The organism is Pseudomonas floridensis (assembly GCF_002087235.1).
Classification (GTDB): domain Bacteria; phylum Pseudomonadota; class Gammaproteobacteria; order Pseudomonadales; family Pseudomonadaceae; genus Aquipseudomonas; species Aquipseudomonas floridensis.
In genome coordinates this window covers 1-9081 of sequence record NZ_MUIO01000188.1, presented here as the reverse complement: position 1 = coordinate 9081, position 9081 = coordinate 1, and the positions used below count along the sequence as shown (strand labels likewise).

The window sequence follows — 9081 nt, the reverse complement described above, 5'->3', positions numbered from 1 at the left end:
TTCTGCTGGGTGCCGTGCGGGGTGGCGACCATGCTGCTGCTGACGCAGGCGATGACGTCTTCCCACGGAATGAAACGCGGCGGCTCGCCCCGGCTGGCCACATAGGCGACTTCACGACGCTGGCGGTTGAAGCGAGTAGGCGGGATTTTGGAATGGGGGTAGACGGCTTGAGCGAAACAATAGAGATACATCAGTACCAACCCTCCTACGATCCCCCAGAAATAAGGATTTGGCTGAACTAAAATCAGGAAGAGGTCAAAAACAGGTCTTCCAAATCTGTAGTGATCGTCAATGCCCAACCCTATGGACAGCAGTATGAAAAAAATCACGATGGACATGATCGATCCGATATGACAGCGCACTCCAAACTCTACTGCTGCGGCACCTAGTCCAAAGTCCAGATAGACGTCATTAGCGTATTGGTGAAGGCTGCGCGAGCTGAACGCTGCAACCCCGGTGGGAACCGGCCGTGGAGCGAGATAGAAAACTTCAGTACCGGACTCGTTTTCCGTATCCCCGGCTACAGGCAGGCGTTCGTATTTGTCAGAGGTCATTCAAGCGTTCTCGTGTGATCGGTATTGCCGGAAGTTGGAGGTCATCCGCAGTTTCATTGGTCGAAGCGCTGACAGGTTTGCTCACGGTGTCCACGCCAAGTGGCACGCGATAAGTCAGATAGCCCTGGTCGGCTTTCAGATAAGCCTTTACCAGCGCAGGCTTTACCGCCACGCGCAGGAGCAGAAGGGTTTGATGCCCGTGCCATTCGTTCGGGATTTCAAGTGCAAGGGTCAAAGGAGAGGCTGCCGCTATTGAGAGCCCTTGGCAAAGAGCCTCACTGACATCCTGCGTATCGGACAGGCTCTTCAACTGTGCCGACCAGCGTAGCGAGGTGTCGTCGAAGCTGGCCCGGGTCAGGCCAGGCAGTACCAGATGCAGGCTGCGCACAGGTTCGCCATCGACCTCGCGATGGACCAGGCCTTTGTCGAGCAGCGTGGGTCGCAGGTTGGACTCGGCGAGCTTTTGCGCATGAGTGGGCCAATCCCAGCCTTCAGGCTCTTTGCCCCAGAGGGAACCGAGCAACCAACGCTGTTGATCGTCCAGGTTGAAATAGTTGTAAAGCGATTCACCGCCTAATTGCAGCGCGGTTGAGATAAGTCCCCAAGGGGTCATCTTCATGGAAAACTGCAGGAAGCGTGCACCTCGGGTTGCCCAAGCCCGACTGGCAACCAGTTTTCGCTGTACTGCAGGTGCTGCTCTGACTTCTCGCAAGAGGCCGTATAGCTCTTTACCGGCATAGCCAGTCACTAACCCGTTAGCACCGATCGCCCCAACATCGCCCAACAAAGCCGTCCCGGCACCGATCTTTTCACCTGTTGTGCCAAGATCCAGTGCGGTGTTCCATTTGTCCCAGTTGTTCAATGCTGTGCCCATTGCACCTATCAGGCTGAGTGGGGCAATGAGGGCGCCCAACCCCAAACCTAGTTTCCCCAGCCGGACCGTGAATAATCCTCCCGATGTTCCCGCAGGATTAGCTGCCAGTACACGTAGTACGTTATCAACTATCGCGATATGCGCTGATTGGTAAACTGAAATCGCTGCCGCTGCGGGGGATAACAAAGCTCCACCTAATATTATTAACTCTTTCACAGACCTATCCCCCTCCGACGTTTTCCAAACCTCCAACGCCTCCCGCAGATTCCCAATCTGCAACGTCACCGCCAGCAACGGAAAAAAGCCGCCTATGAATGCGTTCCCTAGGGCCCCGGGCGTCCCATACCCTCTGATCTGTCCCGCCCGCAAACGCGCAATTTCATCGTCCAGTACACTCATCTGCGCAGCGCTGATGTTGAGCTTCACGCCGATGGATCCGTTGGCGGGGCTGCCGGTCAGGGTAATGGCGCTTTCGAGTTCAAGGCGCACTGTGTTGATCTGGCTACGTGTCTGTAGCAGTTGTTGCTGATTGTGGCGTCGGTCGTAGTGCAGAGCGTTGCGTTGAGTCGAGGTCAGCGAGCGTTTGGCGCTCTGTTTGTTCAAACGATTGCGCTCGCTGATGAGGTCGTTTTCGGTGCCTATCAGCGTGTTCATGCGCACAAAGGCATCGCGGTACTTCTGTACATCGGCTTCATTCGCGATGCTCAGCGTGGCGGCCTCCTGGCGAAGGGCAACGAGCGTGCCCAGACGTTGCGCCCGATTGTTTCGCCGGTTGAGGCCCTCGAGGTGATGGCGCAGCGCCGGGCTGTTCAGCTTGCTCTGCATCTCCGCTAACCATTGATCCATGCGCAGGGCAACGGACGGTATGTAGCTGGCAGCGACCGCCTGATGCAGCGGCACTGCGGCCGCAGGCAGATGAAGGCTATGGGTCCAGTGGTGGCCTATGATGTGGCTGACCTTTAAAATACGGTCCTGAGCACCGATCAGCCCATCGCCAAATTGTCTGATGTCATCCAGCCACTTGATCAGATCTCCCGCCTTCGACTGCAGGAACGCCAGATTCAGGCGTCCGTAGAATACCGGCAGGATGTAATGCGGATTCTCGTGGAAATAATCACTGACCTTCTGCAGACTTTCCTCGGTGCGACACAGGTCTCGGGTGCAGTTGAGCTCCATGGTCAACGCATTGATGAGCTGGTCGGGATGATCCGGGTCGAAGTACCACGCGCTTCGATACAGTTCGCTCTGCGTGAACAGGCTGACGCGGTCGTGGGTGATGTCGTCAAGACGCTGGGTCCAGCGCTTGAGGTGTGAGCGTTCCTGGGCCAGGTAAGCCTGCATTTCATCAAGGCGAACCAGGTCGTTGATACCCCGCGAGCCCAGGCCGACACCGTTCATCATGCCCTGATGGTGTTTATCCAGCGCTTCGATGTCGTCCTTCAATTCCCGATACAGCTTATCGCCCAGCGCGGACTCCATCTGCGCCCGTTTGTTTTCCATGTCCAGTCTGGCAAGCCGGGTTTGAGGCCGCGCCTGGTAAACATCGCCGCGCATGGCGGAATACTGACCGGGCGTACGGGGAACCTGTTCGGGCCCACGGCTTTTTTCCCGGCGCCACTGGTTACGGGCATCCATGTAGTCGTAGATGCGGGTGCGCTGTTCTGGCGTGGTCTTGTTCATCAGCCTGGAGTCAGGGTTCACCTGACGAGCCTTGTTGTCGCCGATGCTCATCAGCGTGTCGATGTAGTTGGCGGTCAGGTAACGCGTTTCGTTGTCGTTACGCTCGCGCCACTCATCGATCCAGCCGACGACGGTGTCCTGTTCTTCTGCGAGGTCGCGAAGAACGCCGATGCTGTCTTCAAGCACCAGATACAGATGGTTCTTCTCGTAATACGGGTTGAGCAGGTGCTTCAGCTCGCCGATGTGGGCCTCGCGATACAGCGGCGCAGACTCCCAGACGTAGTCCCGTTGCTCATCCTCGGGTATGTCGGGTATCGAGCACTGTTGCGCGGGGCGTTCGGCCAGTTCTGCCAGTTGCGCCGTTATCTGCGACTCGACGCGCAGATGAACGCCGCCCTTCTGGCTGTCGGCCTCGGAAAGATCGACCATCTGCATGAAGTAGTGACGGTCGTCAGCGCTGCCCAGTACATGGGCGCACTTGGCTGCTGTCCATTGCAGTTCGGCGTAGGCTACGTACAGAGTGCTGTCGCGCGCAAAGATCAGCGTGTTCTCGCCAGTGCTGCTCTGTCGGACGTCCTGGGTCACCTCGCAGCCTTGCCAGAACAGCTTGGTGGGAACGCCATTTTCGATCCGGTATTCGTGCAGATAGCCGCTGCTCTCGTCGATCACATACAGATAACCGTCGCGCAGCAGGCGCAGACCCATGGGGCGTTTCAGCCGTGCGTAGCGTTGTGTGTCCTGCTGACTGCGGAGCCGCTCGACGCGGCCATAACGCAGGGGCAGCAACTGAACCTTGTCGCCCATGAGCGGGCAGGTATTGAGGCTGTTGCGTGCATCGGTGTGGCTTTTGGCTCGGGATTCCCAATAGGCCTTGTCCACGGCAGGCAGTGTTTTGCGCGTCATTGCGGAACTCCCGATGGCTGGCGGGCGTGTTCGACCGCCAGCCGGTTGGCCTGCTGAATACGCTGTGAAGGGGTGAGTGACGACGGGCTGACCAGCAGCGCACGGATGTCGGGATGGGCGTCCGGCGGCTGCGTGGCGAGAAAGCACATGACGTTGGCGTAGTGAAAAATGTCCGCCTCGCTGTTGAAACCGTTTTCGTACGCCTCGCTGGCCAGTGCGTGCACCGGCTCGTAGCGCGATGTCAGGGACGTATGCGTGGACAGGTAGTCCGGAAAAAAACGACGCAGGTGCTGATCGAGACTGATCACGATCAGGCGAAACGCAACGTCGTCCAGTGCGTCGATCTGCTCGGCGCTCAGGCGATACAGCACATCGGGATCATGAGGTACCGGCTGGCCACGCCGCTCGTGGCGAATCCAGCGTTCGGTAACGATATCGGCGGCGTACACCTGATCGATGGGGCCGAACAGGCGATTGTCGATGTGATACGGATGCAGGCCGAACAGGGCGTTGGCCACGGGCGGGTCCGACAGGTTCAGGTGACAGGCCTTGCCGACCGGCTGATCCACGAACACCAGCCAGCGCAGATGGCGGGCCAGCGCAGGCAGACCGGCATCGCTGAACAGCAGCAGTCCCCACTCTTCGCGAGTGTGCGTGAGAAAGCGGGCAAACATGGGGTCGTGAGGGCCGTCGATCCGGATCAGGACCGGCGAGTGGTCCAGAAGCTCGCGAAAGCGGGTCTGCAGGAACAGCATCGCGCAGGCCTCGTCTACCTGCCAGTCGAAGATCTTCTTCCTGAGGTCCGGGACATTCACTGCGTTGAGCAGCAGATAAGCGTTCTTCGACCATGGCAGGTCGTGGGGGCCGGTTTCAAACTCGGGCATGAGCGCGCCTTGAAGGGTGCATGAGGCGCGGATAGTCCGTGGTGCGAGAGGCGCGATCAATACGCTAAATACGGTTTGGGAAACACCCTACAGAAAGCGCTGAAATGTCATGTGTGAAGCCTGAAATTCTCGTACGCCAGACACAAAAATGCCGGTCAATGAGACCGGCATTCTGTCTGGCGTCAAATGGCGTTACGGATCAGAACTCGTGGTCAGCGTTGTCCGGGTTCAGATCGGTGATGCCCAGCTTGCCAGCCGCCTGCTCGATGGCGCCGGTCTGCTTGACCAGTGCCGCGATGGCGTCACGTACCACCTGATTGCCCGCGGTGTTGCCTGCGGCGATCAACTGGTCAAAGTGTTCGCCCTTGTTGGCGTGATCGACGATGACCTGCAGTTTGGCCTGGGTATCGTCCAGGTCGGCGCGCAGGGTGGCGTCGGTGGCCGGGTCCACCTTGGCAACCAGCGACGAGAGGCTCGGGCCGCTGATCCTGGTGCCGTCGGTACGGGTGTATTCGCCCAGGTAAACGTTGCGAATGCCCTTGCCGTTGTAGAAGTGCGAGTTGTGCGTGTTGTCGCTGAAGCAATCGTGCTCGTCTTCGCTGGAGTTGGCTTCCAGTGCCACTTTCATGCGCTCGCCGGCCAGTTCACCCAGCGACAGGCTGCCCATGCCGAACAGCATCTTGCGCAGACCGTCTTCGCCGGACTCGGCTTCCAGCGTGGCGCGGTAGTTGTCGGCGACACCGGCTTTCCAGTTGCCGGACATCTCTTCCAGATCGCTGACCAGCAGATCGGTGACGGCCTTGAGGTAAGCGCGACGACGATCATTGTGGCCGCCGGTTGCACCCGCGCCTTCAAGGTAGTCGCTGGCCGGACGGTTACCCGCACCAGGGCCGGTGCCGTTCAGATCCTGGCCCCACAGCAGGAACTCGATGGCGTGGTAGCCGGTGGCAACGTTGGCCTCGGAGCCGCCCAATTCATTGAGGCTCGCAAGTTTTTCCGGGGTGATGTCCTTAACGTCAACCTTGTCTTCGCCCACCTGGATTTCAGTGTTGGCGATGATGTTGGCGGTAGCGCCCGGGTTGCCCAGCGCGTGCTGGTAATCCTTGGCCACGTAGTCGATCAGGCCTTCGTCCAGCGGCCAGGCGTTAACCTGTCCTTCCCAGTCGTCGATGATGGTATTGCCGAAGCGAAAGACTTCGCTCTGCATGTAAGGCACGCGTGCTGCGACCCAGGCTTCGCGGGCGGCTTTGAGGGTTTCATCGTTGGGCTTGGCCAGAAACGCATCGACCGCAGTGCTCAGATTCTTCGCGCCAGCTTCGGCATCGCTGAACACCGCGGCAACCATGTTGGCGTAGTTCGCTACGACCGCTTTGGCCGCCGCATCGTCGGTCTGGGTCGCTGAAGACGTGGCAGGCGCAGCCGGTGCCGGTGCGGCAGCGGGCGTCGCCGGAGCAGTGGCTGGAGCCGGGGCCGCAGCCTTGTCCTTGCCTTCGCCACAACCGGCGAGAGAGATAGCGATGGCCAGCAGACTGGCGGTTGCCAGAGGCATACGAATCATGACGGAATCCTGCGTCTAAAGGGTTTATGGCGACGAGCGCCCAGAAAATCTGCCACATAATGCGAAAGATTTGCATTCGATGTAAAGGCAAAACGCCTGTGGGGTCGTGATCAGGTATTCGACAGCATGTAACAGTCGGTTTCAAGATACCCGATGCGAGGCGTCTGGAGGCTGGTGATACACGTGGGGCGGGCTCAGAGAATGGCCGCGTTGTTGCGCTGATCCAGCTTCAGGTACGCAAGCAGTTCCCGGGCAGGCAGCGGTTTGCTGTAGAAATAGCCCTGGCCTTCATGGCAACCCTCGGAAATCACATACGCTTCCTGCTCGACGGTTTCGACGCCTTCGGCAATGACCTGCATGCCCAGACTTTTCCCCAACTGGATGATGGCGCGCACGATGGTTGCGTCGTCATCGTCGTCAATCAGGTCCTGCACGAAGCTCTTGTCGATCTTGATCTTGTCCAGCGGCAAGCTCTTCAGGTAGCTCAACGACGAGTAACCCGTGCCGAAGTCATCGATGGCGATCAGCGCGCCGGAGCGGCGCAGGCTGAGCAAATGCTGAGCTGCCGTGCTGATGTCTTCCATCAGGCCGGTTTCGGTGACTTCCAGCTCCAGGCTGCGGGAGGGCAGGCGGTAGATCTGCAACAGGTTGTTGACGACCCGTGGCAGTTCGGCGTGATGCAGTTGCACCGTGGACAGGTTGACCGCCATGCGCAGGTCGGTGAAGCCCTGATCGTGCCATTCGCGCAACTGACGGCAGGCCTGATCCAGCACCCACTCACCCAGTGTGATGATGGTGCCGTTCTGTTCGGCCAAGGGGATGAACACGTCCGGTGGAACCAGGCCGTGCTCGGGATGCTGCCAGCGGATCAAGGCCTCGACGCCGACGATCTGATGGTCGCGGTAGCTGATCTGCGGCTGATAGACCAGGTACAACTGATTGCGCGGCAGGGCTTCGCGCAGGTCTTTTTCCAGTTCGCGGCGCCGCCGCATCTCGCTGTCGACACTGGCGATGTAGAACTGATAACGGTTGCGTGACCGCGCCTTGGCCAGGGTCATGGTCTGCTCGGCCTTTTGCAGCAGCTTTTCCGGGCTGTCGCCGTCTTCCGGAAACAAGGTAATGCCGATGGTGGCGCGCAACCGGATGGATTGCCCGTCCACGGCGAAGGGCGCTTCGAGTTCATCCAGTACGTTCTGCGCCAGTTCGGCCGCCTCGTAGGTCTGTTCGATGTCGGCCTGAACCAGCGCAAACTGATCGCCGCCCAGGCGCGCCAACGCGCCCAACCGGTCGCTGTGGGCACGCAGTCGGTCGGCCAGGGCGAGCAGCAAATGGTCGCCGGCCTGATAACTGAACTGCTCGTTGATGCCTTTGAAGTCATCCAGACCGACACACAATACTGCGACGCGATGCTGCTGCCGCCCGGCGTTTTCCAGAATGTTGTCCAGGCGCATCTGCAGTTGCACCCGATTGGGCAGGCCGGTCAGAAAGTCGTACTGCGCCATGCGCTGCAGATTGCTTTCGGCTTCGCGGCGCAGGTAGGTGTTGCGTTCGATCGATGCCAGCAGTTGATTGGCGGTATTGACCCAGATGCCCAATTCGTTCTTTTCGTGGCCTTTGAGCAAGGGCAACTGATGTTCGCTGGGGCGGTCGGGATTGATGGCGGTCAGGTGTTCGATGATGCGCGACAGCGGCTTTGTCAGCAGCCAGTGATAGACCAGATACAGCACCAGACCCATCGCCAGCGCACGCAGTACGCCGGAGACGAAAATAATCACGGCATTGATGATGAAACCTTCGCCGTAGTTGGCCGTATCCAGTGTGATGCGCAGGTCGCCGTAATACTCGCTGTAAGGGCTGCGTCCTACCAGTTGGGTGGTAAAGCTGCGTTCCTGACCCAGGATCAGGTCGGTCAGCCAGCGTGTTGAAGAGGTTTTCAGCGGCCGGTCTTTTTCGGCCAGCAGGGTTTCGTTCGGATGCCCGATGGAGGCCATGCGCACGGCGTTGTCCTGAAACAGACCTTCGATGACCTGCATGCCCATTTCGCGGTCCAGGCTGTAAACCGCCTGCGTAGACGGGTCACGAAACATGTCCAGAATGCGTTCGGCGTCGCTCGCCACGGCTTGCCGAGTCTTGTAGGCGTCGAAGACGATCTGCGCGCAGCTCAACACGACGCCGACAAAAAACGCCGATAGCAGCACTACGCGCAGCAACTTCACCGACAAGCTGTTCTTGAGTTCCAGCTTCAATGGGCGTTCCTTAATTCAAGTCGCAGACGTGTCGCCTTTCACCCTCCGGAACCGGATGATCAGGGGCCGTCGTGTCCGGTTGATCCTTTTCCCATACGCCGCTGCCTGGCACTGACGGGGTCCTGCAATTCCTACTGTGTCGGACGGCTGCGTTTGTAACTTGAGCGTAACGCTGTAAAAGAACTGCTTCTTGATATTAGTCAGCTGGTGTTTTCTGGCAATACATGACGTTACTGTTATGCACGAAAAACGCGGCATGTTCACGCATTTGAATGACATTTTTGCGGGACGTTGACGATATGGAGGGTGGGCCGTCGCAGTGAACGGTCCCCGGACAGCGGGCAATAAAAAACCCGGCGCAAGGCCGTAATGCTGTTCACTT

Annotated in this window: 4 protein-coding genes and 1 pseudogene; all 5 read right to left on the bottom strand. The window is 58.9% G+C overall.

What is annotated here, in order from left to right; all coding sequences use genetic code 11:
• A pseudogene (locus BZK31_RS30230) lies at positions 1–554 on the bottom strand (DUF6708 domain-containing protein); the annotation flags it as partial.
• Positions 544–4011 carry a toxin VasX gene (locus BZK31_RS28055; protein WP_083186430.1) on the bottom strand — a complete coding sequence of 1156 codons (3468 nt, stop codon included), beginning with the start codon at positions 4009–4011 and terminating at the stop codon, positions 544–546. The pseudogene BZK31_RS30230 and the gene BZK31_RS28055, both read right to left, overlap by 11 nt.
• Positions 4008–4895: a DUF4123 domain-containing protein gene (locus BZK31_RS28050; RefSeq protein WP_083186429.1), complete on the bottom strand. Its 888-nt coding sequence runs from the start codon at positions 4893–4895 to the stop codon at positions 4008–4010. Before BZK31_RS28050 ends, BZK31_RS28055 begins: the two co-directional genes overlap by 4 nt.
• 199 nt (positions 4896–5094) lie before the next feature.
• The gene (locus tag BZK31_RS28045; protein WP_083186428.1) at positions 5095–6453 is read right to left on the bottom strand and encodes an imelysin family protein; all 1359 of its coding nucleotides are present in this window, start codon (positions 6451–6453) and stop codon (positions 5095–5097) included.
• A 194-nt stretch (positions 6454–6647) separates the two neighbouring features.
• Complete coding sequence (locus BZK31_RS28040) at positions 6648–8699, bottom strand: putative bifunctional diguanylate cyclase/phosphodiesterase (RefSeq protein WP_083186427.1); 2052 nt, start codon at positions 8697–8699, stop codon at positions 6648–6650.
• Positions 8700–9081 lie beyond the last annotated feature (382 nt).